Annotated in this window: 24 protein-coding genes, 1 tRNA gene and 1 riboswitch; of the genes, 18 read left to right on the forward strand and 7 right to left on the reverse strand. The window is 74.3% G+C overall.

Going from position 1 to position 22,251, the window contains the following annotated elements:
• Window positions 1-23: 23 nt before the first annotated feature.
• The 3 genes from RZ50_RS07025 (at window position 24) to RZ50_RS07035 (ending at window position 2,697) form a co-directional block, all read left to right on the forward strand.
• Window positions 24-97 (forward strand) — tRNA-Met (locus tag RZ50_RS07025).
• Between the two features lie 200 nt (window positions 98-297).
• Window positions 298-1,149: a hypothetical protein gene (locus RZ50_RS07030; RefSeq protein ID WP_196952405.1), complete on the forward strand. Its 852-nt coding sequence runs from the start codon at window positions 298-300 to the stop codon at window positions 1,147-1,149.
• A 378-nt stretch (window positions 1,150-1,527) separates the two neighbouring features.
• A complete protein-coding gene (locus RZ50_RS07035; RefSeq protein ID WP_196952406.1) occupies window positions 1,528-2,697 on the forward strand; it encodes a hypothetical protein in 1,170 nt (389 codons plus the stop codon).
• Here RZ50_RS07035 and RZ50_RS07040 read toward each other — a convergent pair.
• From RZ50_RS07040 to RZ50_RS07055, 4 genes are all read right to left on the reverse strand, one after another.
• Window positions 2,694-3,140: a GNAT family N-acetyltransferase gene (locus RZ50_RS07040; protein WP_196952407.1), complete on the reverse strand. Its 447-nt coding sequence runs from the start codon at window positions 3,138-3,140 to the stop codon at window positions 2,694-2,696. The two genes, RZ50_RS07035 and RZ50_RS07040, sit on opposite strands and share 4 nt — an antisense overlap.
• A gap of 25 nt (window positions 3,141-3,165) precedes the next feature.
• A complete protein-coding gene (locus tag RZ50_RS07045; RefSeq protein ID WP_196952408.1) occupies window positions 3,166-3,918 on the reverse strand; it encodes a class I SAM-dependent methyltransferase in 753 nt (250 codons plus the stop codon).
• 100 nt (window positions 3,919-4,018) lie between these two features.
• Window positions 4,019-4,762, reverse strand: a complete 744-nt coding sequence (locus RZ50_RS07050) for a sensor domain-containing protein (RefSeq protein WP_196952409.1) — start codon at window positions 4,760-4,762, stop codon at window positions 4,019-4,021.
• A gap of 150 nt (window positions 4,763-4,912) precedes the next feature.
• Complete coding sequence (locus tag RZ50_RS07055; RefSeq protein ID WP_196952410.1) at window positions 4,913-5,485, reverse strand: GNAT family N-acetyltransferase; 573 nt, start codon at window positions 5,483-5,485, stop codon at window positions 4,913-4,915.
• Between the two features lie 42 nt (window positions 5,486-5,527).
• Here RZ50_RS07055 and RZ50_RS07060 point away from each other — a divergent pair, with 42 nt between their 5' ends.
• The gene (locus RZ50_RS07060; protein ID WP_196952411.1) at window positions 5,528-6,400 is read left to right on the forward strand and encodes a hypothetical protein; all 873 of its coding nucleotides are present in this window, start codon (window positions 5,528-5,530) and stop codon (window positions 6,398-6,400) included.
• Window positions 6,401-6,469: 69 nt separating this feature from the next.
• Here the strand turns inward: RZ50_RS07060 and RZ50_RS07065 are convergent, their stop codons facing one another.
• On the reverse strand, window positions 6,470-7,318 hold the full coding sequence (locus tag RZ50_RS07065) for a M23 family metallopeptidase (protein WP_196952412.1): 849 nt from the start codon (window positions 7,316-7,318) through the stop codon (window positions 6,470-6,472).
• A gap of 13 nt (window positions 7,319-7,331) precedes the next feature.
• Window positions 7,332-7,490: riboswitch (cyclic di-AMP (ydaO/yuaA leader) on the reverse strand.
• Between the two features lie 210 nt (window positions 7,491-7,700).
• Between RZ50_RS07065 and RZ50_RS07070 the strand changes: the two genes are divergently transcribed.
• The 12 genes from RZ50_RS07070 to RZ50_RS07120 all read left to right on the forward strand — a co-directional run bounded on the left by RZ50_RS07070 (window position 7,701) and on the right by RZ50_RS07120 (window position 19,421).
• Window positions 7,701-7,991 (forward strand): YiaA/YiaB family inner membrane protein, encoded by a 291-nt coding sequence (locus RZ50_RS07070; protein ID WP_196952413.1) that lies wholly within the window; start codon window positions 7,701-7,703, stop codon window positions 7,989-7,991.
• A gap of 96 nt (window positions 7,992-8,087) precedes the next feature.
• Complete coding sequence (locus RZ50_RS07075) at window positions 8,088-8,912, forward strand: alpha/beta fold hydrolase (RefSeq protein WP_196952414.1); 825 nt, start codon at window positions 8,088-8,090, stop codon at window positions 8,910-8,912.
• A gap of 38 nt (window positions 8,913-8,950) precedes the next feature.
• Window positions 8,951-9,529, forward strand: a complete 579-nt coding sequence (locus RZ50_RS07080; RefSeq protein WP_196952415.1) for a TetR/AcrR family transcriptional regulator — start codon at window positions 8,951-8,953, stop codon at window positions 9,527-9,529.
• 715 nt (window positions 9,530-10,244) lie between these two features.
• On the forward strand, window positions 10,245-11,366 hold the full coding sequence (locus tag RZ50_RS07085) for a PP2C family protein-serine/threonine phosphatase (RefSeq protein WP_196952416.1): 1,122 nt from the start codon (window positions 10,245-10,247) through the stop codon (window positions 11,364-11,366).
• A 123-nt stretch (window positions 11,367-11,489) separates the two neighbouring features.
• Entirely contained in the window at window positions 11,490-13,634 is a 2,145-nt protein-coding gene (locus tag RZ50_RS07090; RefSeq protein WP_196952417.1) for a SpoIIE family protein phosphatase, read from the forward strand.
• A gap of 235 nt (window positions 13,635-13,869) precedes the next feature.
• Entirely contained in the window at window positions 13,870-15,084 is a 1,215-nt protein-coding gene (locus tag RZ50_RS07095) for a sensor histidine kinase (RefSeq protein ID WP_254802342.1), read from the forward strand.
• 49 nt (window positions 15,085-15,133) lie between these two features.
• Window positions 15,134-15,547, forward strand: coding sequence for a roadblock/LC7 domain-containing protein (locus RZ50_RS07100; RefSeq protein WP_196952419.1), 414 nt, complete (start codon window positions 15,134-15,136; stop codon window positions 15,545-15,547).
• Complete coding sequence (locus RZ50_RS07105; RefSeq protein ID WP_196952420.1) at window positions 15,544-15,891, forward strand: DUF742 domain-containing protein; 348 nt, start codon at window positions 15,544-15,546, stop codon at window positions 15,889-15,891. Before RZ50_RS07100 ends, RZ50_RS07105 begins: the two co-directional genes overlap by 4 nt.
• Entirely contained in the window at window positions 15,869-16,495 is a 627-nt protein-coding gene (locus RZ50_RS07110) for an ATP/GTP-binding protein (RefSeq protein WP_196952421.1), read from the forward strand. The genes RZ50_RS07105 and RZ50_RS07110 overlap by 23 nt, the downstream gene beginning before the upstream one ends.
• Window positions 16,492-18,051 (forward strand): cytochrome P450, encoded by a 1,560-nt coding sequence (locus tag RZ50_RS28940; protein WP_254802020.1) that lies wholly within the window; start codon window positions 16,492-16,494, stop codon window positions 18,049-18,051. Before RZ50_RS07110 ends, RZ50_RS28940 begins: the two co-directional genes overlap by 4 nt.
• Window positions 18,036-19,121, forward strand: coding sequence for a cytochrome P450 (locus RZ50_RS07115; RefSeq protein WP_308271514.1), 1,086 nt, complete (start codon window positions 18,036-18,038; stop codon window positions 19,119-19,121). The genes RZ50_RS28940 and RZ50_RS07115 overlap by 16 nt, the downstream gene beginning before the upstream one ends.
• 42 nt (window positions 19,122-19,163) lie before the next feature.
• Complete coding sequence (locus RZ50_RS07120) at window positions 19,164-19,421, forward strand: hypothetical protein (RefSeq protein WP_196952423.1); 258 nt, start codon at window positions 19,164-19,166, stop codon at window positions 19,419-19,421.
• A gap of 81 nt (window positions 19,422-19,502) precedes the next feature.
• Here RZ50_RS07120 and RZ50_RS07125 read toward each other — a convergent pair whose 3' ends face one another.
• Window positions 19,503-20,351 carry an isocitrate lyase/phosphoenolpyruvate mutase family protein gene (locus RZ50_RS07125; protein ID WP_196952424.1) on the reverse strand — a complete coding sequence of 283 codons (849 nt, stop codon included), beginning with the start codon at window positions 20,349-20,351 and terminating at the stop codon, window positions 19,503-19,505.
• A complete protein-coding gene (locus tag RZ50_RS07130) occupies window positions 20,348-20,830 on the reverse strand; it encodes a carboxymuconolactone decarboxylase family protein (RefSeq protein WP_196952425.1) in 483 nt (160 codons plus the stop codon). Before RZ50_RS07130 ends, RZ50_RS07125 begins: the two co-directional genes overlap by 4 nt.
• 209 nt (window positions 20,831-21,039) lie before the next feature.
• Here RZ50_RS07130 and RZ50_RS07135 point away from each other — a divergent pair, with 209 nt between their 5' ends.
• The gene (locus RZ50_RS07135) at window positions 21,040-21,819 is read left to right on the forward strand and encodes an NRDE family protein (protein ID WP_196952426.1); all 780 of its coding nucleotides are present in this window, start codon (window positions 21,040-21,042) and stop codon (window positions 21,817-21,819) included.
• An 83-nt stretch (window positions 21,820-21,902) separates the two neighbouring features.
• The gene (locus RZ50_RS07140; protein ID WP_196952427.1) at window positions 21,903-22,160 is read left to right on the forward strand and encodes a hypothetical protein; all 258 of its coding nucleotides are present in this window, start codon (window positions 21,903-21,905) and stop codon (window positions 22,158-22,160) included.
• Window positions 22,161-22,251 lie beyond the last annotated feature (91 nt).

The following is a 22,251-nucleotide window of genomic DNA, read 5'->3' on the forward strand; positions in this document are numbered from 1 at the left end:
CCACGTATTGTTGTGTTCACCGACGCGGGGTGGAGCAGCTCGGTAGCTCGCTGGGCTCATAACCCAGAGGTCGCAGGTTCAAATCCTGTCCCCGCTACTCAGTAGCCGAAAAGGCCCGGAGGATTCTTCCTCCGGGCCTTTTCGCATGCCCCGACACGGGCAGAGCACGTTCATGCCACGAAGCGGTAACAGGCGTCCGATCCAAGATCCGCTGTCAGAGGACTCACCGATACTGCTGAGGAAAAATTCATCCAGTTGGGGGACGGCTGGGCCGTGCCCTGGATAAGGAAGCACCTCATGCTGTCGAAGCGCCTTGCGGCCTCCGCCGCGATCTGCCTGCTCCTGGGGGCCGGCACGGCCGCCTGCGGCGACAACAAGGACAAGACCGCGGACTCCGCCTCCGCGCCGGCCACCAGCGCCGCGGCGGCCGCGACTCCGGCCGCCACCCCCACCCCCACCCCCACGCCGACCCCGACGCCGACGCCCACCGCGGCCGCGCTGGACACCGACAAGCTGTCCGCGCAGGAGATCGAGAAGAAGGCGAAGGATGCGCTGGCCTCCGCCACCGCCCTCAAGATCTCCGGAAGCATGGGGGCCGATGACGGCACCATGACGATCAGCCTGGCGATGGACCGCAAGGGCCAGTGCCAGGGCTCGATGGGCATGCCCGGCATGGGCTCGTACGAGCTGATCAGCGACGGCAAGCAGTACTTCATCAAGCCGGACGCGCAGTTCTGGAAGACCTTCGGCGGCCCGAAGGGCGAGGCGGTCGCCGAGCTGTTCAAGGGCCGCTACCTGACCGGCTTCCAGAACGACGCCAAGATGAAGGACCTCATCGACCTCTGCGACCTCTCCGTGGCCGGCAAGCAGATGCTGGAGGACAACGGCACCCCCAGCAAGGGCACCGCGGGCACCGTCAACGGGGTGAAGACCTTCAGCCTCAAGATGAAGGACACCAAGGGCGAGCAGTCGCTGCTGCACATCGCCACCGAGGGCAAGCCCTACCCGATCCGGATGGAGAAGACGACCGGCAAGGACGCCGGCAAGATCGACTTCTCCGACTTCGACAAGCCGCTCACCATCACGGTGCCCTCGCCGGACAACGTGATCGACTACACCAAGTTCCAGGAGAAGGTGAAGAGCGTCTGAGCCGCGAATAATCCGTTGCCCTCCGGACATTGGGGTGCCTATGGTGGGCCCACACTGAAAGGAGGTGATCCTGAGTTGAGTTCCATCAGGATGCGTGAGGTGGCTGCTCGCTAGAGCCGCCCCTGCCTGCGCAGGGTGAGGCCCCTGGCCTCCGGCAGGCGAAATCCACAGCAGTCACCCGGCCCGCGGGCTCACCGGTACATCCCCGGTGCCTCGGCGCCAGGCCAGTGCACGGGCCGGCGTCGAGGAGCAGCCCGCGGGTCGTCTGCGTTTTCAGGCGCCCCCGTTTCCGGCCGTCCAAGGTTCCCGGCCCCCGGCCGCGGCGCTAGAGTCGGCGCGGACTCCGGAGCGGAGTGGCGCGGACACAGGGGGTGGGCGATGGCGAAGGCGCGACGGCGGGTCGGTACGTCGGCGCTTCGGGCGGTGCACTGGACGGCCGCCGGAGTGCCGGTCGGGACGGGCCTGCTCGGGCTGCTGCTGTTCTCGCTCGGCCGGGAGGACGCCTGGCAGGCGCTCGGCGGCGGGCTGGTGGTGGCCGGCGCCTCGGCGGTGCTCGGCGGTGCGCTGGGCTTCCTGTTCGGGGTACCCCGGGTGCGCGGCGGCTCCGACGAGCCGCAGGGCTCGTACGCGCCGAACACCAACCTGGAGCAGGTCTCGGACTGGCTCACCAAGGTGCTGCTGGGCGTCGGGCTGACCCAGCTCGGCTCGCTCGGCGAGCGGCTGCACGACCTCGGTACGGCGCTGGCACCCGCGCTCGGCGGGGAGGACGGCGCCGCGGTGCCGTTCGCGGCCGCTCTGGTGCTGTACTTCCTGGTCTTCGGCTTCCTGGCCGGCTGGCTGGTGACCAGGCTGGCGCTGCCGCGGGTGCTGACCGACGCGGACCAGGCGCTGGACCTCTTCCTCGCCGGCCAGGACCGCGACCGGCGGGGCGACAAGGTCGGCGCGGACGACCTGCGGATGCGCGCGATGCACCAGCTCGGACTGCTCGGCGACAGCGCGGCGCAACCGGCGGCGCTGGCCGCGCAGTTGCCGCCCTCCGCGGGATCCCCGACCGGGCCGGAGGGCGTGGTGGCGGAGGTCCGCTCGACCGCGCGGCGCTCGGCGCTGACCGCCGACCAGGTGCGGGACCTCTTCGCGGACGGCTCCGAGGGCCGCCGGATCCAGGCCCTCGCACTGATGCAGGGCGACCCTTCGCTGGCGGACCTGCCGAGCGTGCTGGACGCGATCGAGCACCCGCGCTCGGGCTTCGAGCAGTACCACGCCCTGCTGGCCGCCCGGGGGCTGCTCTCCTTCCTGCCCGGCGCGGAGGCGCAGCGGCTGCGGGACGCGGTGGCGGCGCAGCTGGTCGACCCGCAGGGCATCCCGTACGGGTCGGACCGCAGTTGGCTGGCGGAGAAGATACTGTCCCGGCTGCAGGAGACGGCCTTCGTCCCGGCGCAGCCGGCGGCGGGCCAGCCGGTTCCGGCGGCGTCAGTGCCGGCTGCGCCCTCGGCCGCGTCGCCGTCCGCGTCGCCGGACGGCGACGGTTCCCAGGGCGACGGTTCCTAGACGGTGAAGCGCAGTTCGGGCTGCGCCCAGGGGGTCCTGACCTGCGGCGGGCGGGTGCCGGTGCGCTCGGCGCCCATCCGCAGGTAGAAGCCCTCGGCGGGCGGGTGGGAGACGACCTTGACCGAGGCGATCCCGGCCACCCGGGCGCGGTCGAGCATGTCGGTGATCAGCTTCCGTCCGATGCCGAGCCCCTGGGTCTCGTCGGCGACGAACATGAGGTCCAGCTCGGCCGGTTCGCGGATCATCCCGTAGAAGCCGAGGAGCCGGTCGGTGTCGGCGTCGACGGCGAGGAACACCTCGTGGCGGGAGAGGTAGCCGGGTGTCACCCGGTAGCCGTCGATCATCGCGAAGTACTCGCCGCGGTAGGCGTCGGAGGCCTGGATCAGTGCGGTGAGTCGGTCGGCGTCGGCCGTGTCGGCACGCCGGATCGTCGTCTCGGTCATGCGGCGAGTATAGGGGCGAATAAGCCTAGTGACTATTACATTCCGCCCGGCGGCGATGGTCGGCCGCGCGCAGCACCAGTACCTTCCGGGTCCGGCCGTCCTCGGCCCGGGGGAAGCGGCGGACCTCGCTGGCTACCCGGCGCTCGCCGAGCGCGTGGCGCAGCCGGTCGAGGTGGCCGCAGCGGCGGCCGTAGCCGTCGGACAGCGGCTGCACCCGCACCTCGCCGTCCGGTGAGGTCACCCGGACCAGCTCGGTCAGGGCGGCCAACTGGCCCTCGGGGCCGAACAGTTCGGGGTAGGCGAAGAGCAGGTAGCCGCTCAGGGTGAGGGCGAAGGCGCCGTCCGCGAAGGGCAGCCGGGGCAGCGCGGCCGCCACGTACCGCTGCGGGTGGGCGGCCGAGTCGGCGGCGAACAGCCGGCGGGCGCGGTCCCAGCTGCGCAGGTAGCGCTCCACGAGGTGGGGGCCGTACGGGCGGGGCGAGGGGTACAGGTGCGGGCGGGCCGCCATCGCGGCGGCCATCGCCGCCCGGGCGGCCACCGCCCGGGCCTCGACCTCGGGCAGCGGCAGCGCGTACGCCGGGTCGGCGGCGATCACCCGGCAGCCCAGCTCGCGCGCCTCGGCGGCCAGGCCGGCCGCGCCGCCGGGGCAGTCCAGCAGCGGACCGGGCAGGGCGGCGAGCCCGGCGCGGGTGAGGCCGAACAGCGCGCAGTACTCGTCGAGCGGGCGGGAGGTGACCAGGACGTCGGGGCCCGGGGCGGGAGTGCGTGCGGCGGCCACCCGGTCATCCGAACACGGGCCGGCCCCGCCCGCATCCGGGGACGCGGGCGGGGCCGGGGGCGGGGGGCTAGGGAAGGGGCTGGGGCGGGGCCCGGTGGGCTCAGCGGCCGAGCAGGCCCTTGGCGGCGGCGCGGTTGACGTTGGTCAGGCCGCGGACCAGCTGCGCGGTGAGGCCGACCAGCAGCAGCCCCACCAGCGAGAACACGGCGATCTGCCAGGCGCCCTCGACGTAGTAGACGTGCCGGACGTGGTCGCTGTCGGTGAAGTCGTACAGCTGGGCCCCGCGCCAGGGGGTGTAGGTCGCGAAGACCCAGTGGTAGACCGGGTAGAGCGCCATCAACCAGCCGAGCAGCAGGAACACCAGCGTCACCGAGAAGCTGAACACCGCCCACGGGAACATCACCACCTGGTACAGCACGGCCTTCCAGCCCGCCGCGTCCGCCAGCCGCGCGGTGACCGCACCCCAGCCGCCCTGGCGGACCTGCCGCACCGGCGCCGGGCCGGGCACGTCCAGCGCCAGCAGGCCGCGCACCCGGGCCCGCTCCGCCCTGCCGAGGCCGCGGGCGAAGCTGGTCAGGCCGGCCAGCACCGGCAGGCCGAGGACGGTGACGAAGGTGCCGAAGCCGAAGCAGAACATGATGATCGAGACGGCGAAGCCGACGATCGCCACCGGCAGGCCGGTGAGCACGTAGCCGACCTCGCGGTAGTAGTGCGCGGAGAACGGCGCCCGCCAGAAGGCCGGCGGCTGTTCCGTCCGGCGGGCCCGGGCGGGGTGCGGGCCGCCGTCGCCGTAACCGTCGTGGACGTCCCACTCCTGGTCCCACGTGCTTCGGCTGCTGCTCATCTCCGGCCCCGGCCCCTCGTTCTCGCGGTCGTTCGTACGTGCTGACGTCCCACAGTCTGGCCCGGCCGAAGGCCGTGGGGCCATCAGGGGGACCGGCGGATCGGGGGTGGGGTTAACCCCCCGTCGGGCCGGTGCCTGGTCACCGGCCCGTCAGGCCGTCGGTCCGGGCCACTCGTCGGCGAGCAGCGAGTAGCGGTACGAGTCGGACCAGACACCGCCCTTGTACTGGTCGTGCCGGGCCCTCCCCTCCTCCCGGAAGCCGAGCCCGGTGAGCACCCTGGCGGAGGCCGTGTTGTCCACGTCGACCCGGGCGGCCAGCCGGTGCAGGCCGAGCGGGCCGAAGGCGAGGTCGCGGAGCAGCCCGACGATCTCGCCCGCGTAGCCCCGGCCCCACACCTCGCGGGCCAGCACGTAGCCGAGGTCGGCGGAGAGGTGCGGGCCGAGGGTGAGGCCGGCGTGCGCGATCGGCGTCGCGTCCGCCGGGTCCTCGGCGTCCGTACGGCGGCAGACGGCGAGCCGGTAGGTGTCCCGCGGTTCGGCCATCGCCTCCTCCAGGTAGAGCTCGATCTGGTCGGCGCAGGTCTCGCGGTCGCGCGGCCCGAAGGGCAGGTAGCGGGTCACCTCGGGGTCGCCGAACAGCGCGTGCAGCGCGTCCACGTCCTCCGGGGTGTGGTGGTACTCGCGGATGGCCAGCCGGGGGCCGGTGAGTCGTACGGGGACCATGGCTGCCGACCCTACCGGCGTCCGGCGGCTACCGTTCGAGGCATGAACGACGAAGACCTGCGGCTCGCCCCGCGCACCAGGGCCGCCGACCTGCTCGACTGGGCGGCCGAGCAGGGCCGCGCGCCGGTGGCCGAGGCGCCGCTGCGCACGGTGCTGGCGCTGCTGGAGCTGGGCGAGGGCAGGATGCACGACGGCTGGCCCGAACTGACCTCCAACGCGGTGGAGCACCTGCTCTACGAGCGGCTCCACCTCTACGTCCAACCCGAGCCGGAGGCCGACCCGCTCGCGTACGGCGACGCCGTACGACTGCTGGTCGACCACCAGCGGGCGGCGAAGCGGCTCAACGCCAAGCGCCAGGAGCGGCTGCACGCCGAGGCCGAGTGGCAGGGCGAGGTCGCGGCCGGGCTGCTGCGCCGCGCCGATCTGGTCACCTGGCCCCGGCTGTACGCGCTGCTGCTGCACGCGCACGGGGTGGACACGACGGACGAGGAGGCGGTCCGGGCGTGGCTGGCCGACTTCGCCGGGCTCGACGAGGAGGAGCGGCTGGCCGGGTACGAGGCGCTGGTGCCGGCCGGCTGGCTGGACGAACCGGACGAGCAGGGCTGGGGGCCGGGCCGGGTGCTGTCGGTCGGCATGGCCACCGACGGCGCGCGGCGGCTGCTGGAGCAGGGCCTGATGCGGCGCAGCTACCGCAACCTGGCCGAGCTGACCGCGCTGGGCCGGCCGATGCCGGACGAACTGGCCGGTGACTTCGGGGAGTTCGAGGAGGCGGCGGCCGAGGCGGCGCTCGACCTGATCGGCGGGTGGACGGTACCGGGGCTGCCGCGGCTGCTGGTCACGGAGTTCCCGGAGCTCGCGCCGGAGCCGGGGCCGGAGGAGATCGACGCGTACCTGGCGCAGCTGCCGCCGGAGTGACACCACCTGCCCGGATGCGGAAAGGCCCCTGGAGACCGTCGGCGGTCTCCAGGGGCCTTCCCGTACGCGTCAGGGGTTGAGGCCGCGCTGCCGGAGCCAGGTCTCCGGGTCCACCGGGGCGCCGCCGCCGGGGCGGACCTCCAGGTGCAGGTGCGGGCCGGTGACGTTGCCGGTCGCGCCGACCTTGCCGATCTGCTGGCCGGAGACGACCTGGCCGGCGCCCTTGATGATCGAGGAGAGGTGGCAGTACCAGATCTCGGTGCCGTCGGGCAGGGTCTCGACGATGCGGTAGCCGTACGAGCCGGACCAGCCGGCCGAGGTGATGGTGCCCTGGCCGAGCGCGTACACCGGGGTGCCGGTGTCGGCGGCGAAGTCCAGGCCGGTGTGCAGGTGGGCCCAGTAGCGGGCGCTCTGGCCGTAGTGGGCGGAGAGGTCGTAGTCCTTCACCGGCAGGGTGAGGGCGGCGGCCTTGGCGCGCTCGGCCTCCTCGGCGGCACGCTTGGCCTCGGCCTCCTTGGCGGCGGCCTTCGCCTCGGCCTCCTTCGCGGCCTGCAGCCGGGCGCTCTCCTCGGCGGCGGTGCGCTGGCTGTCGGCCTGCTGCTGGATCCGGGCGGCGAGCGCGAGGCCGGGGTCGGCGGCGAGCGCGACCGGGGCCTCGTCGGGGGCCTCGATCGCGGGGGCGGCGGCCGGGGTGGCGGAGGCGAAGCCGGTGGCGCCCAGGGTGGCGGCGACGGCGGTGACGCCGAGCAGCGGGGAGGCTCCACGGGTCTGACGCGGCAGCCGGTGGCGGCTGGTCTCGGCCTCCGGGCCGAAGGGGGCGGCGCCGTCGGACTCGACGCCGTCCGGGCCGGGGTGGTCGAGGAGCCGGGTACCGGCTGCGGGGCCGGCCGGGTGTGCCGGGGTGTGCGTCGACGCCACGGGAGGCGCGCTCCTTTCCTTCCTTCGCGCCTACCGGGTTAGCTGACGGGTTCGGAGCAGGAAGGTCTCCTACGGCCGGGCCGGAGCCCCGCCGATTCACCCCAAGGAACGTGGTTCCCCGGCTCCCTGACCTGCCCGGAGGCCGGCCGGCGGGATTAGGCGACGGCGCACGGTGCCGTCTGGGTACGGCGTTGACGACCGCGCTGCGTTATCAAACGTTAATCCTAGGAGGCTCTGATTCCAAGCCATCCGTCCGGGACGACTGTGGAACGGGTGATCGGCCGTCAACGAACGACCCCTCAATCGCAGGGTCCGACCACCCGGCTCCGATTGAGTGCCCGTACTCATGTGCGGCCCGGCCGGACCGCCGCATCCTGACGCCATGAGCACAGCGATGCAGACACGCACCACGGCCGCGTACTTCGTCCAGGCCGTCCTCTCCTTCGCGATCTCCGGCACGGCCCTCGCCGCCGGGATCGCCTACCTGCCCGTCGACGGGTGGACCCGGGCCTTCCTCGGGATCGGACTCCTCTACAGCGTCACCTCCGCGTTCACGCTGGCCAAGGTGATCCGGGACCGGCAGGAGTCGAGCGACACCGTCGCCCGGGTCGACCAGGCCCGGCTGGAGAAGCTGCTCAGCGAGCACGACCCGTTCCGGGTCGAGGGGGCCTGAGCGGGGGGCGCCTCCGCGCCGGGCGGGCGCTTGACGGCTAAGGCTAATAGCCGTAGCTTTATGGCTATCGGCAGCAGCGACCAGCGGAGGCCCGCCATGAACGGCACCATCACCCCGAGCACCCAGTACCTCGACGTCACCGGCGGCCGGCTCGCCTACGACGACACCCGGCAGGGCGACGGCACCCCCGTCGTCCTGCTCCCCGGAATGCTCGACACCCGCCGCGCGTACCGGCACCTCCACCCGCTGCTCACCGCCGCCGGCCACCGGGTCATCACCATGGACCTGCGCGGCTTCGGCGAGACCTCGATCGTCTGGGACGACTACAGCCCCGCCGCCATCGCCGCCGACGTCCTCGCCCTGCTCGACCACCTCGGCATCGAGCGGGCCGTCCTGGTCGGGCAGTCCTACACCGGCGCGACGGTGGTCAAGCTCGCCGGGGACGCGCCCCAGCGGGTCGCCGGGATCGCGCTGATCGACTCCTTCGTCGAGCACCGGTCCAACGCCCTCATGCGCGGCGTCATGGCCGTGATGGGCACCGCGATGGTCCACTGGCCCGCCACCTGGGGCTTCTACCTCCGCAAGATGGCCTTCCCCGGCCCCCGGCCCGCCGACCTCGACACCTACGTGGACGGCCTGGTCGCCGACCTGCGCACCCCCGGCCGCAAGACCGCCACCCGCGGCCACGTCACCGGGGACTCCGCGCCGATCGGCTGGTGCGCCGCCGTACGCTGCCCCTCGCTCGTCCTGATGGGCGCCAAGGACCCCGACTTCCCGGACCCGGCGGCCGTCGCCGACCGTCAGGCCGCGGCACTGGGCGCGCGGAAGGTCATGATCGAAGGGTCCGGGCACTACCCGATGGCCGACAACCCGCAGGCCACCGCCGACGCCCTGCTCCCCTTCCTCGCCGAACTCGCCTGAGCACCCGGCCGTCCCGACCGCACGAAGGACCCGACACCATGCCCCGCGTAGGACTGACCCCCGACCAGGTCGTCGACCACGCCCTCGCCCTCATCGACGAACAGGGCGTCGAAGCCCTCACCCTGGCCTCCGTCGCCGCCCGGGCCGGGGTCGCCACCCCCTCGCTGTACAAGCACGTCAGCGGCGGCCTCACCGAACTGCGGCGGCTGATCGCCGTCCGGGTCACCGAGGAGCTGGCCGACCGGCTCGCCGAAGCCGCGGTCGGGCGCAGCGGGGACGACGCCGTCACCGCCGTCCTGCGCGCCTACCACGCGTACGCCACCGGGCGCCCGCACCGCTACAACGCCCTCCCCCAGGCCCCCCAGCCCGACGACGACCTCACCCGCGCGGCCGCCCGCCTCGTCGGCGTCATCGTCGCCGTCCTCCGCGGGTACGGCCTCGACGGCCCCGAGGTCATCCACGCCGCCCGGACCGTCCGCTCCCTCGCCCACGGCTTCGCCTCCCTCTCCATCGCCGGCGCCTTCCAACTCGCCGAAGACCTCACCACCACCCACGACCGCCTGATCACCACCCTCACCACCAGCCTCCACACCTGGCCCACAACGACCGCCTCCTGACCCGCACGCAGAAGCCGCGAGGTGGGGACGGCGGCGCGAACAGGGCACAGCGGCAGGGGCGAGCCAGCCCAGGCCCGAACAGATCAGGCTGGGCGATGCATGAAAAGTCGGACCCGCCGACTTCCTGCGCAACAGGTGCGTGCATGACAGGCCGCCAGAACCCGGCACCGCACGCACCAGAAGTCGACCAGGCCGACTTCCTGCGCGGCAGGAGAGGTGGCGACCCGAGAAGCCGGTCACACCGACTTCCAGCGCAACGGTCGCGGGGCGCTCAAGCAGGCACAACCGCCGAGGTGTCGCGGTGCGCCGAGACACCAGCAGCCCGCGCCAGAAGTCGAACCCACCGACTTCTCGCGCAGCAGCGGCAGGAGCGAGCCGACCCGGGCCCGAACAGGCCGGGCGGGAGGCGATGCACCAGAAGTCGAACCTGCCGACTTCTCGTGCAGGGGCGGTCTGGGCAGGCCGTCGGACAGGGGCGGCCGGCCCGGGCCGGAGCGGATCGGGGCGTGGTGACGCGTCAGACGTCGGGCTCGCCGGTTTCTCGCGCCCGGCGCGGAGGTAGCTGCGGTAAGGCCGGGCGGTGGGCTTGTGCGTGGGGGCCCGCGGACGGCGGCAGGCGGGTGTGTGTGTGGGGGTTGTGGGTGGAGGGGTTAGTGTGGCCGGGCTGATTGGTGGTCATGACAGGGGACCGCCCACGCCTTCGCGGAGGTCCCAGGTGCCCGCACTGGTAGCGAGGGTGCGGCGCTGGTACGGGCGCCTGCTGGACGGGGACATACGGGCCGGGCGGGTGGCGCTGGGGGTGCTGCTCGGGGTGACGGCGGCGCTGAGCGTGCTGCCGGTCCTGATGCCGTACGGGTGGCCGTCCTCGGCGCTGGTGCTGCCGGTGGTGGTCGGGGGCCTGGTGCTGCGGCGCGGCCAGTTGCTGGTGCTGGTGTGCGCGGCGCTGGCGGGCAGTGTGCTGGGCCCGGTGGTGCAGGACCCGCGCGGGGTGCGGCTGGGGGTGACGGTGGTGCTGGCCTGCACGGGGGCGACGGTGCTGACGGCGAACCGGTTCCGGCACCGGCTGGGGCTGCGCGGGACGCAGGGCGACTCGATGCTGCTGGAGCTGGCCGAGCACAACCGGACGCTGGGCCGGCTGCCGGAGCGGCTGCTGGACTGGCACTTCGACAGCGCGCTGGCCCCGGCCGGGGGCGCGTCGTTCTCCGGGGACTTCCTGCTCTGCGCCCACCGCCCGGAGGAGGACCTGCTGGAGCTGGTGCTGGTGGACGTGTCCGGCAAGGGCAGCCGGGCGGCCGCCCGGTCGACCCACCTGTCGGGGGCGTTCGCGATGCTGCTGGGCCGGGTGGCGCCGGAGGCATTCCTGCCGGCGGCCAACGACCACCTGGTCCGGATGGGCTGGGAGGACGACTTCGCGACCGCCGTGCACCTCGCCCTGCATCCGGCGACCGGCCACTACCGGCTGTTCAACGCCGGCCACCCCCCGCCCGTGCGGTACTGCCGGCTGCGCGGCTGGGAGGCGTCCGAGCACGGCGGCCCGGCGCTGGGCCTGGTGCCGGGCGCGCCGTACCCGGCGGTGTCGGGGCGGCTGTCGTACGGCGACTCGCTGCTGCTGTTCAGCGACGGCCTGGTGGAGGTGCCGGGCCGGGACCTGGACGAGGGGGTGGGCCGGCTGCTGGCCGCTGCCGAGCCGGAGGTGCGCACGCACCGGCCGCAGCAGCAGCTGGTCCGGGGCGCGGCGCAGCGGCTGGTGCACACGGTGGCGCAGGACGTCGCGGACGACCGGACCCTGGTGCTGGTGCGCCGGCTGGGCGCGGCCGGCCCCGACACCGCCGGATGAACCTCCTGCCGCCGTCGCCAGTCACCGGCTGTGGAAATGGGGTATGAAGATTCAGTGCCCCCCTCCGAGGACGAGAGTCGGACGCCGAGCGGCGGTCCGGCCCCCCGCAGCGCGATGCGCTGCGTGCGCCTGTTACTCGGCTGCACCAGCGCCGCCGAACTGCTCGGCACCGTCCTGGCGGAGGGCCCGGGCTGGATCACCGGCGAGGGTTCGGCGCTCTACCTGCTGGACTCGGCGGGGATGCTCCGGCTGACCGCCTCGCACGGGCTGCCGGCCTGGGCCCACGAGCGCTACAGCACCGTCGACCCGAAGAGCGACCTGCCCGCCGCGATGGCGCTCAAGCTGGGCCGCCCGTACCTGCTCAGCCCCGAGCACACCAGCGTCGACTACCCGAACCGGAACGCCGGCATGGGCACCGGCATGGTCGCGGTGGTCACCCTGCCGATGGCCGTGGACGGGATGCCGGTCGGCGTGCTGGCCCTGGCGCTGGCCCACCGGGGCACCGTGCCGCGCCGCGACCTGGACGTCCTGGAGACCATCGCGGAGGCCTGCGGCCACCGGCTGCACCACCTGCTGGACCACTCCGACGTCCGGCCGCCGCGGGAGGCGGCGGCCCCGGAGTCGGACGCCGCGCTCGCCCACCCGCTGCTGTCGCTCGCCGTGCGGGCGGCCGGGCACGGCGCCTTCGAGCGGGACCTGGTCACCGGGGAGAGCTACTGGGACGCGGCGGCCTTCCGGGTGGCCGGGCGGCCCGCGACCCCGGACGGCAGCGCCCCCGAGCTGGAGCGGATAGTCCACCCCGAGGACCTGCCGGACGTGCAGGCCGCGCTCGCCGAGGCGCTGGCGAGCGGCGGCCACTACCGGATCGGCTACCGGGTGCTGCGCCACGGCGGCGGGGTGGCGCGGGTCGAGGAGTCCGGCGAGGTGATGCTGGACGTGCACGGCCGCCCGGTGCGGATCGCCGGGCTGCTCTCCGACGCGAACCGCCGGAGGACTCCCGAGTTCCCGGAGGCCGCGGAGGCCCCGGAGGCCTCCGCGGCCGGGGCCCGGACGGCGCTGCTGCTGTCGCTCACCCGGGCGCTGTCGCGGGCGGTGACCGTACGGGACGTGACCGCGACCGTCACCGACGTGGTCCGCCCGGCCTTCGGCGCCGCCGGCATCGTGCTCGACCTGGTGGACGAGGGCCGGCTGCTGCCGGTCTCGCACACCGTGTACGGCGGCCCGCGCCGTGCCGAGCTGACGAGGCTGGCGGACCTGTCCGAGGGCATGATGCAGCACTCGCTGGCCCGCTCCGCCCCGCTGTTCAGCGAGCCCGGCCGCACGGCGCGGCGCGGCGACGCGCTCGCCCCGGCGGCCTGGGCGGTGCTGCCGCTGGTCGCCTCGGGGCGGCAGGTCGGCTCCTGCCTGATCACCTTCGCCACCGAGCGCGCGTTCAGCCGCGAGGACCGCACCCTGTACTCGGCGTTCGCCGGGATCCTCGCGCAGTCCCTGGAGCGGGCCCGGCTGTACGACACCCACCACCACCGGGCCAGCGAGCTGCAGCGCGCGATGCTCCCGCGCACCCTGCCCCGGCTGCCGGGGGTGGCCAGCGCCGCCCGCTACCTGCCGAGCACCGAGGGCATGCAGATCGGCGGCGACTGGTACGACCTGCTGCGGCTGCCGGACGGCCGGATCGGGCTGGTGATCGGCGACGTGCAGGGCCACAACGCGGAGGCCACCGCCGTGATGGGCCAGTTGCGCAGTGGCCTGCGGGCGTACGCGACGGACGGGCACGACCCGGCCGCCACGCTGGCCCGGACCAGCCGGCTGCTGGCCGAGCTGGACACCGAGCTGTTCGCGACCTGCCTCTACCTGACCCTGGACCCGGCCGACGGCAGCCTGACCGCGGCGCGGGCCGGGCACCCGGCGCCGGTGCGGATCACCGTCGACGCCGCGGCCGTCGAGCTGGACCTGCCGGGCGGCCCGCCGCTGGGCGTGGACCCGGGGCAGCCCTACCCGCTGGCCGTCGACCGGCTGGAGGGCGGCGAGACGCTGCTGGTGTACACCGACGGGCTGGTCGAGGACCGCGAGGAGGACTACGACGAGTCGGTGCAGCGGATGCTCGGCGGGCTGGAGCTGTGGGCCCGGCAGGCCGGTCCGGGGCGGATCGGCCCGGAGCCGGCGCTGGAGCGGCTGGCCGACCTGCTGACCCTGAACGTGACCGAGCGCCGTTCCCGGCCGGACGACGTGGCGCTGCTGCTCCTGCACCGGATGTCGCCCGTTCCGTAACACCGTGCACACGCGCCCCTCACAACCCGGGACGCGAATCAGCCACCTCCCGTCACACCGGAGGGGGTCGGAAGGCCCTGGACGCGACGGCCGGACGCCCTGTCGGAGCGGCGGGATCGCGTTCGAACGACGCAGGATTGACGGCGTATTGAGACGATATTGACGAGATCCAGTCACTTGGCGAGATCCGTTCACACCTTCGTAGGATCATCACCCTAGAATTCGCGGCGTGACGATGACTCAGTGGTGCGTAACGGCAACCGGCGTGCTCGCCGTCCTCGCCCTCGTGACCGCCGCGCGGTGCCGCGCCGTGTCCGTCACCCAGCGCGACAGGGCCGACCGGCTGACCGACGAGCTCGCCCGGGTCCAGGAGCAGCTGACCGCCGAACTCGCCCGCCGGGGCGTCGAGCTGGCCGCCGTCCAGCAGGAGCAGGAGCACACCGCCTCCACCCAGCGGGCCTTCCTCAGCGTCGCCCGCCGCATCCTCGTCATGGCCCACGACCAGCAGGCGCTGCTCGACGAAATGGAACGCACCCACGACGACCCGGCGTTGCTGGAGGGCCTGCTCAAGGCCGACCACGCCGCCGCCCAACAGGCCCGGCTGGCCCAGACCCTGGCCGTCCTGTGCGGCGCCCGGGCCGGACGGCACTGGCCGGAACCGGTCACGCTGGAGGACGTCGTGCGCGGCGCCCAGTCGCGCATCCTGCCGTTCCAGCGCGTGGTGGTGCGCAGCCGGATCGAGACCGCGGTGGTCGGCGCCGCGGCCGAGGCGCTGATCCACGCCATCGCCGAACTGCTGGACAACGCCACCCGCTACTCCCCGCCCAGCACCCAGGTGTTCGTCACCCTGATGCCGGTGCACAACGGCGCGGTGATCGAGATCGACGACGGCGGCGTCGGCATGCCGGAACAGGCCGTCGCCAAGGCCGCCGCCGCGCTCGCCGGCGGCAGCACCCTGGAGGTCTCCCGGCTCGGCGAGGTGCCGCAGCTGGGACTGGCCGCGGTCGGCCGGCTCGCCGAGCAGTACGGCTTCCGGGTCACCCTCAGCTCCGCGCCCTCACCGTACGGCGGCGTGCGCGTCGTCGTCCTGCTGCCGAACGCCCTGCTCACCGAGCCGCTGCCGCCCACCGTCCCCGGCCTCGGGCCGGACGACCGGGCGTTCGGCGCCGGACCCCGGACGGGCGCCCCCACGCCCGGCCACCCCCTGGTGGAGACCCCGCCCCCCGGACGGCCCGCCGCGACCGGCAACACCCCGCCGCCGCTGCCCCGCCGGAGCCATCGGCGCGACCGCGCCGGCCGCCCCGCCCAGCACGCCGCTCCCCCGCCGCCCGAGCCGCCGTACCGCTCGGCCCGCGACGCACAGGCGTTCATGGCGATGTTCCAGGCGGGGACCGCCAGCGGCCGATCGGCCGCCCGGGCCCAGGCCCAGACCCCGCCCGGCCCCCACTGATCCTTCCCGCCCCGCTTCCCCCGACTTCCCCAGCGCTCCGGAGAGTTCCATGACCACCGCCCCTGATCTCGGCTGGCTGCTCGCCGACATCATCACCGTCCCGCAGGTCCAGCACGCCGTCGTCGTCTCCAACGACGGCCTGGAGATCGGCCGCAGCGCCGAGATCGCCCGCGAGGACGCCGAACGGCTCGCCGCCGCCTGCTCCGGGCTCCAGTCGCTGGCCCGCGGCGTCGCGGCCGGCTTCGGCGGGCCGGGCAGCGCCACCCGCCAGATCATCATCGAGTACGGCGGCGGCTACCTGTTCATCGTCGCCGCCGGGGCCGGCGCGCACCTGGCCGTGGTGACCAGCGAGGCCGTGGACGCCGGGCTGGTCGCGTACCAGATGCAGGTCCTGGTCGAGCGGATCGGCACCCACCTCACCAGCCCGCCGCGCGTCGACCACGCGGCGGGGGGCCACCGGTGAGCGGGCCCGTCCGGCCCTACGTCATCACCGGCGGGCGCAGCCGCCCCACCCGTTCCGACCTGGCCATCGAGAGCCTGGTCAGCGCGTTACCCGACCCCCCCGAACTGCCCGAGCACGTCCTGCTCAACCGCGAGCACCGGCGCATCCTCGGGCTCTGCCACAGCCTGCTCTCCGTCGCCGAGGTGGCGGCCCACCTGGGGCTGCCGCTCGGCGTCGTCAAGGTGCTGGTCGGCGACCTCTGGGACCTCGGCGCCGTGCAGGTGCTCCCGCCCGTCCCGCAGGCCGAACGCCTGCCCACAACCCTCCTGGAAGAGGTGCTCGTTGGCCTCCGCCAACTCCGCTGAAGCCCCCGCCGACGTTCCGGCCGGGCCGCAGTACCTGCCCGCCTCGGTGCAGGGCGCGGTCAAGATCCTGGTCACCGGCCCGTTCGGGGTCGGCAAGACCACCCTGGTGGGCTCGCTCAGCGAGATCACCCCGCTGCGCACCGAGGAGACCATGACCGCCGCCAGCAGCGGCGTCGACGACCTCACCGGGCACAGCGGCAAGACCACCACCACGGTCGCGCTGGACTTCGGCCGGATCACGCTCAACCCCCGGCTCGCGCTGTACCTGTTCGGCACGCCCGGACAGCAGCGGTTCTGGCCGCTGTGGGACGACCTGTCGCGCGGCGCGCTCGGCGCCATCGCGATGGTGGACCTGCGCCGGCCGGACGAGAGCTTCGACGTGCTCGGCCGGCTGGAGGAGCAGCGCATCCCCTTCGCCGTGGCCGTCAACACCTTCCCCGGTACGCCGAGTTACCCGGAGGAGGAGCTGCGCTCGGCGCTGGACCTGCTGCCCGAGGTGCCGATCCTGTACTGCGACGCACGCGACCGGCGGCAGTCGTACGACCTGCTGATCGACTTCGTGGACCACCTGCACCGCAGTTCGCTCCTGGAGCTGCCCGGATGACCGCCCCCGAACCGCCGCAGTCCTCCGGCTGCCCCGTCCCGCACGGCGCCGGCACTCCGTACGGCAGCGGCGCCCCGTACGGTGACGGCGCCCCGCACGGCGCCGGCACTCCGCACGGCGCCGGCACTCCGCACGGCGGCGTCCCCTACGGCGGCGGGCTGCCGGTCGGCGTCCCGCTGACCCCGCTGTACGGCCAGGCCGTCGCCGACGACCCGCACGGCCTGTACGCCCGGCTGCGCGAGCGCTACGGGCCGGTCGCGCCGATCGAGCTGGAGCCCGGCGTCGAGGCCTGGCTCGTCCTCGGCTACGCCGAACTGCTCGAACTCACCCGCAACGAGGCCCTGTTCTCCAAGGACTCCCGGCACTGGCGGGTGCCCGCCGAAGGCCGGCTGGCGGCCGACTCCCGGCTGCTGCCGATGACCGCCTGGCGGCCCACCCTGCTCAACCTGGACGGTGCCGAGCACCAGCGGCTGCGCGCCGCCGTCTCGGACACCCTGGCCCAGATCGACCACCGGCAGCTGCGCGAGACCACCGAGGCGGCCGCCAACGGGCTGATCGACAGCTGGGGCCCGGACGGCACCGCCGACCTGATCGCCCAGTACGCCCGCGCGCTGCCGCTGCTGGTCTCCACCCAGCTGATCGGCCTGTCCACCGAGACCGGGCCGCGGGTGATCGAGCTGATCAGCCACTTCGTGGACAGCGGGCCCGAATCGGTCCGCGCCAGCCGGGAGTTCCAGGCGATCCTGACCGAACTCGTCCGGCACCGCCGCGCCACCCCGAGCGCCGACCTCACCTCCTGGCTGCTCGCCCACCCGGCCGGGCTGACCGACGAGGAGGCGGCGCACCACCTGGTGGTGCTGATGGTCGCGGGCAACGAGACGTCCATCAACTGGATCGGCAACACGCTGCGGCTGCTGCTCACCGACCGGCGCTTCCGGGCCACCCTCACCGGCGGACGGCTCACCGTCTCCGACGCGCTGGAGGAGGTGCTCTGGCGCGACCCTCCGACGCAGAACTTCCCCGGCCGCTGGGCCACCGGCGACACCGTGCTCGGCGGCCAGTACATCAGCGCGGGCGACATGCTGGTGCTCGGCCTGGCTGCGGCCAACGCCGACCCGGCCGCCCAGGGCACCGCCAGCGCCGCGCAGGGCTCGCTCGGCGGTAACCGGGCCCACCTCGCCTGGGGCGCGGGCAGGCACGTCTGCCCGGCCCAGCACCCGGCCCGGATCATCGTCGAGACCGCCGTCGAGACCCTGCTGCACCGCCTGCCCGACCTCCAACTCGCCGTCCCCGCAGTCGAACTGGCCTGGCGGCCGTCCCCGTGGTCACGGGCGCTGGTCGCCCTCCCGGTGCTGTACAGCGCCTTCACCCCGCCCCGCCCGCCAGCCCCCGAGAGGCCCGCATGGACTCCACCGCCGACTCCCCCGGCACCCGCCCCGAGCCCGTCAGACTCGACCCCCACGGCCGCGACCAGCACGGCGAGAACGCCCGACTCCGGGCAGCCGGCCCCGCGGTCCTGGTGGAGCTCCCTGGCGGGGTGGTGGTCTGGGCGGTAACCCACCACGACACCCTCCAGTCGCTGCTGGCCGACCCCCGGGTCGGCAAGGACCCCGGACTGTGGACCACCTTCCGGGAAGGACGGCTGCCGACGGGCTGGCCGCTGCTCAACTTCGTCGCCGTGCCCGGCATGATCACCGCCGACGGCGAGAACCACCGACGGCTCCGCGGACTGGTCAGCCAGGCCTTCACCCCGCGCCGGATCGCCGCGCTGGCACCCGCGATCGAGGCCCGGACCATCGCGCTGCTGGACGGGGTCGCCGGGCTGGAAGGCGAGTTCGACCTGCGCGAGCACTTCGCCTACCCGCTGCCGATGCAGGTGATCAGCGAACTGCTCGGCCTGGCCGTGGAACAGCAGCACGAGCTGCACGCGCTCTCCGACACCCTGGTCTCCAGCGCGGCCACCCCCGAGGCGGCCGTCGCCGCGCAGCGGGACCTCAACGCGCTGCTGGCCTCGGTGGTGGCGGCCAAGCGGGCCGAACCGGGCGACGACCTGACCACCGCCCTGATAGCCGCCCGGGAGGCCGACGACCGGCTCAGCGAGGCCGAACTCGTCGGCACCCTGCTGCTGATGCTGGTCGCCGGGCACGAGACCACGCTCAACCTGATCACCAACGCCGTCCGGGCCCTGCTCGCCCACCCCGACCAGCTGCGGCTGGTGCTGGGGGGCGCGCAGCCGTGGTCGGCGGTGGTGGAGGAGACGCTGCGCTACGACTCGCCGGTCGGCCAGTTCCCGCTGCGCTACGCGATCGAGGACATCGAGGTCGGCGACGTGGTGATCCGGCGCGGCGAGGCGCTGCTCGCCTCGTACGCGGCGGCCGGACGGGACTCCGGGCACTACCCGGACGCCGACCGCTTCGACCTCACCCGGCAGCCGGCCCGGCACCTGTCGCTCGGCCACGGCCCGCACTTCTGCCTCGGCTCGGGGCTGGCCCGGCTGGAGGCGGAGACGGCGCTTCGGCACCTGTTCACCCGTTTCCCCGGGCTGGCCCTGGCGGAGGGGAGGGTGAACGAGCCGATCGCCTCGTTCGTCAGCAACGCGGTGCGGACGCTGTGGGTGACAGTCTGAACGACCCGGTTACCTGAGGGCGGCCCGGTCGTTCGGCAGGGCATGAAGAAACTCGCCACCCTGGCCGCCCTCACCATGGCGGGCCTCGCCCTCGCCGCCCCGGCGGCGTCCGCCACCTCCCAGACCGCCAGCTCGCCGGACGCCACCGGCGGCATCACCGACGGTCTCAACCTCTCCCCCGGCGACCTCGCCCTGCACGCCGCGGGCAAGCTCCCGGTGGTCGGCGGCGCCGCCCGGGCGGTGGAGGCCATCGGCACCAACCAGATGTCCCACCCGGGGCTGAGCGGGCAGATCGGCTGAACAGACAGCTCGGCTGAGCGGACAGCTCGGCTGAGCCGCTCGATCCGCCGAGCGGGGACCGTCTGACCGCCCCCCGTACGGTCAGCCGGCCCCCGTTCCCGCCGCTCGGCCCGTGAACAGCCCGTTGAGCTCCGGGTACGTCAGCCCGCCGTCCAGGCCGGTGTACGTGCCGCTCGCGTACACCTCCTCGGCCGCCCGGCGGACCGCCGCGTACGCCACCTCGGCCAGGCCCGGGCCGAGGCTGATCCGGGCCACCCCGAGCTCCGCCAGCTCGGCGACCGACGGGGAGCCGGGGGCGGCCAGCACGTTCAGCGGGGCGGGGACGGCCGCGGCCAGGGCGGCGATGGTCTCCGGGTCGGCGACGCCGGGGACGAACACGCCGTCCGCGCCCGCCTCGACGTAGAGCCGCAGCCGGCGGACGGCCTCGTCCAGCCGGCCCTCGGGCTCGCCCAGGCCGCGCAGGAACACGTCGGTGCGCCCGTTGACGAACAGCGGCACGCCCGCCGCGTCGGCCGCCGCCCGGGCGGCCGCGATGCGCTCGGCGGCCTCCCGCGGGTCGTACCCGGCGTCCTCCAGGTTCACCCCGACCGCGCCGGTGGCGAGCAGCCCGGTGACGGTCTCGCCGACCCCGGCGGCGGTGTCCGCGTAGCCGCTCTCCAGGTCCGCGGTGACCGGCAGGTCGACCGCCCGGACCACCTCGGCCGTACGGGCCAGCACCTGCTCCCGGTCCGCGCCGCCGCCGTCCGGGCTGCCGAGCGACCAGGAGACGCTCGCGCTGGCCGTCGCCACCGCGCGCGCCCCGGCGCCGGCCACCAGCCGGGCGCTCGCCGCGTCCCACACGTTGGCCAGCACCACCGGCTCACCCGGACGGTGCAGCTCCCGGAGCAGCCTGGCCTTCTCCCGCTGGGCGGCCGTGTCGGGGCCGCTCACTTGGCGGCCGGGCTCATGCGGGTGGAGACGCTGATCCGGTTCCAGGCGTTGATGGTCACGATCAGCGCGATCAGCTGGGCCAGCTCGGTCTCGTCGAACTGCGCGGCGGCCTCCGCGTACACGGCGTCCGGCACGTGGCCCTCGGTCAGCAGGGTGACGGACTCGGTGAGCGCGAGGGCGGCCCGCTCGCGGGCGGTGAACCAGGGGGTGTCGCGCCAGGCCGGGAGGGAGAGCATGCGGTGGTCCTGCTCACCGTGCTTGCGGGCGTCGGCGGAGTGCATGTCGATGCAGAAGGCACAGCCGTTGATCATCGAGGCGCGCACCTTGACCAGCTCGGCGATCACCGGGTCCAGGCCCTGCCGGGAGGCCCGGTCCATGGCGATCACCGCCTCGTAGAAGGCGGGGGCGAGCTTGTGCATGTGCAGGCGCTGCTCGGGGGCCGGCACCGGGGCCCCGTTCGTGGTCTCGTTCGTCGTCATGACCACCAGCCTAGGAGCGTGGTGGCCTGCCGTCCTGGTGCGTTCGGCGCCCGCTTCCTTGGGCCACTTACGGGCCGCTCGCGGGACGGCCCGCAGGACCGCCCGCAGGGCGCTTACGGGGGTGAACGGCGCACTTCCGGGGCGCGAACGGGCGTGCGAGGATCGCTGGGAGAACCCATACCGAGGGCGAGACCAGGGGGAACAGGGTCGTGTGCACGGCGTTCGTCAGCATCGAACCGCAGGCGCCGGTGCCGGTGCTGCTGCTCTCCGTCCGGGACGAGTACCTGGGGCGCCACTGGCTGCCGCCCGAGCACCACTGGCCGGACCGCCCCCGGCTGCTCGGCGGGCTGGACCTCACGGCCGGCGGCACCTGGCTGGCCGTCGACCCCGACCGGCGCACCGCCGCCTGCCTGCTGAACGGCTTCGGCCCGCTCGCCCCCGCCGACACCCGGCTCAGCCGCGGCCAACTGCCGCTCACCGCCGTCCGGGAGGGCGGGATCGGACACCTCGACCTCACCCCGTACGACCCCTTCCACCTCGTCCTGGTCCGCCCCGACGGCGCCACGGTCACCAGCTGGGGCGGCGGGACCCTGGAGCAGCGCGAACTGCCCGTCGGCCTCAGCGTGGTGATCAACGACGGGCTGGAGGGGACGGCCGCCAACCGCACCGCCTCGGAGCGGATCCGGGCGCTGATGGCCGCCCGCACCGAACACTTCCGGGCCCGCTTCGCCGCCGCGCCCCGGCCCGAACCGACCGGCGACGACCCGGCCGCGCGGGCCTGGGGCGCGTGGCTGCCGATCGTCACCGGCGACGGGCTGGCGCTGGACGAGGACGCGGCGCTGATCCAGCGGCGGGACTTCGGCGACGGACGGATCTGGGGCTCCTCCTCGATCTCCCTGCTGGCCCTCGGGCCGGAGCTGCTGCGCTACGACTTCGCCACCGCCCCGGTGCCCGCCGACGGGTCGGGCTGGCGGCGGGTGGCGTTGTGAACCCGCGGGGCCCGCGGCGGGCTTGAACCTGACGCTGCGGGAGGCGGCATCGTGGGCGTCCGCCGACTCCGGAGGAGGCCCCGATGGACCGCCCGCAACGCCCGCAACGCCCGCAACGCCCGCAACGCCTGCGCCGCACCCGCCGCCCGCACCGCCCGTCCGTACTGCTGCCCGCCGTGCTGACCGTCGCCCTGCCGCTGGTCGGCGCCCCGCTCGCGACGACCGCCGGCGTGCTGCTCGGCGGCGCCGTGCACCGGGCCGCGCCGGCCGCCACCGCGCCCCTCCCCTGGGTCCTGCTCGGGAAACTCGGATCCGGTGTCGCCCGGGCGTACGCTCGATGAACTTCTGACATCGGGACTGCCGGGCGTCTACATGCCCGTAGTAGCTTCGCGGGGGCCGCCGGAATCGGTCGGCCGCAGACTCCGAGCGAAG

Origin of the sequence: Kitasatospora sp. SUK 42 (genome assembly GCF_015776785.2) — a bacterium.
Taxonomy (GTDB): Bacteria; Actinomycetota; Actinomycetes; order Streptomycetales; family Streptomycetaceae; genus Kitasatospora.